Here is a 2178-nt window from a genome sequence, read left to right as displayed (position 1 = left end):
GGGGCGCCCGGATCGCCCTCGGCGCCGCCGGCGTTCCCGTCGCCGCCGCCCGCGCCGCCGCCCGCGCCGCCGCCGCGGCCGCCGCGCCGGACGACGCCCGCGCGGCGCAGCAGCCGCGGCGACGTCATCAGCGGGTACAGCAGGCACACGCCGCCCGCGACGGCGAGCGCGCCGACGAGCGTCCCCCACAGCACGTCCCCGTCGTCGGCGTGGCCCAGTTCGTGCCCGACGATGGACTCGACCCGCTCCGGCGGCGACTCCAGCAGCGTGTCGTACAGGACGATCCGGCGCGTCGAGCCGAACCCCGACACGTAGGCGTTCAGCGAGGTCGTCCTGCGGGACGCGTCGGCGACGAGCACGTCCTCGACGGGGACGCCGTCGCGTTCGGCCATCGCCAGCAGGTCGGAGCGCAGCCGTCCCTCGGGCAGCGAGTGGAACCTGTTGAAGACCGGCTCCACCACCACGGGGTAGGCGAACGACGCCGCGACGACGAGCGTGAAGCCGCCGGCCGCCGCGCCCGCCCACCAGTAGCGGGGGAAACGGCGCACCACCGCGTACAGGAGCAGCAGCACGAGACCGTAGACGGCCCACGTGAGCCCGAGGGACTTCAGCTCGTCCACGAACCACGCGGACCAGCCCTGGGTGGACAGCCCGTAGTCGCGCAGCACCGTCTCGCCCCAGACGCCGAACGGCAGGCCGGCGAGCCACAGCAGCGTCGTCACCGCCGCGGTCGCGGCGAGGACCCGGAGCCACCGGAACGGGACGCGCGCCGTCGCGAACCGGACGATCCGCGCGCCCAGCGGGGTCAGCCCGAGGACGAGGACGACCAGGAGCCCGGCGGCGAGCCCCGCGTACGCGGGCGGGTTGATCGCCGAGTCGAACGCCGCGCTGCGGGCGATCTCGGCGGGGGAGTAGTCCGCGGACGGGTCCGGCGCGGTGCGGCCGCCGGGGACGGGGCCGGGCAGCGGGTGCCACGGGGTGGTGAGGGCCAGGACGGTCCCGACCGCGGCGAACAGCGCGGCGGCGGTGACGGCCGCGGCGATCCGGGGGCGCCGGAGGCGCCCGTCCTGCCGGCTCACGTGAGCTCCTTCGTCAGGTAGGCGCGCCACCGCTCGGTGAAGCCGTCCGGGGTGAGTCCCAGCTCCTCGCGCAGCGCGGTCTCGACGGGGGTGCGCCCGGCGGCCCGGTAGAGCCGGACGAGCGCCGCCTCACCGTACCGCTCCGCGATCATCCGGCAGGCGAGCCAGGCCTCCTGGTACGCCTGCGACAGCCGCCGCGCGCCGCCGACGAAGTCGTCCGGCGCGGGCAGCCGCGCGGGCGTCCGCCCGGCCGCCACCTCGCGGCGCAGCTCGGCGGCGGCGTCGCGGACGCCGATGCCGGTGCCGCGGTACCCGACGTAGTCGGCGAATCCCTCGATGAGCCACAGCGGGGTCGTGTCGTCGCGGGCGCCGCCGGTCGCGACGTGGGTCAGCTCGTGCGTGAGGACGACGCGGCGGCCGAGGCCGTTGAGGCGGCCGAACGTCGCGGGGGAGACGACCACGCGGTCCGCGCCGCCCTTCCCGCCGGGGCCGGGGGCGACGGCGGCGAGCGCGGCGAACGACGCGACGTCCGTCCCGGGCCCGGCGAGGCCGCCGGCCAGCCCGGGGTCGGCGGGGGCGAGCGCCACCGCGCGGCGCGCCCAGCCGGTCCCGACGACGCCGGTCACGGCGGGCACCGCGGCGTCGAGCAGCGCCGCCAGGTCGTCCAGTCCGGCCGTGTCGCCGATGACGAGGCTCGCGGCCCCCTCGACGACGGTGAGCGGGCCCGCGTCCCAGACGGCGGCGTCGTCGGCGAACCCCCGGGCCGAGCCGTCGCCGGTCACGGCCCACGCGCCGGAGCGCGGCGCGAACGTCAGCTGGCGGACGCGCGCGGCGTCGCCGTCGTCGAAGCCGCGGAACCGGTAGCGGGTCTCGACGCGGACGACCACCGCGTCGCCGTCCTCGTCGAGGCGGGGGTCGACGAGCTCCTCGCGCCAGCCGCCGAGGGGGAGCCGGCGCAGGTTGTCGAAGCGGCGCGCCTCCGCGGCGCGGAACCGCGGGGGCGCGGCGGCGACGGTCGCGAGGAACGCGGCGCGGTCGCCCGAGCGGACGGCGGCGGCGCGGCGGTCGAGCGCGGCTGCGGCGTGCGCGGGCTCGAACG

Annotated in this window: 2 protein-coding genes; both read right to left on the bottom strand. The window is 78.5% G+C overall.

The genetic code is table 11. The features are described 5' to 3' along the window. The coding region (locus ACFQ11_RS37595) for a M48 family metalloprotease (RefSeq protein WP_378307713.1) at positions 1-1079 on the bottom strand (1079 nt) is incomplete at its 3' end. After that, positions 1076-2178, bottom strand: a 1103-nt coding sequence (locus ACFQ11_RS37590; protein ID WP_378307712.1) for a hypothetical protein, incomplete at its 5' end; no start/stop codon positions are given. The genes ACFQ11_RS37590 and ACFQ11_RS37595, both read right to left, overlap by 4 nt.

Source organism: Actinomadura sediminis (genome assembly GCF_042675525.1).
GTDB classification, from domain to species: Bacteria; Actinomycetota; Actinomycetes; order Streptosporangiales; family Streptosporangiaceae; genus Spirillospora; species Spirillospora sediminis.
The sequence above is the reverse complement of the archived record's forward strand: the minus strand, read 5'-3'. Positions and strand labels throughout refer to the sequence as shown.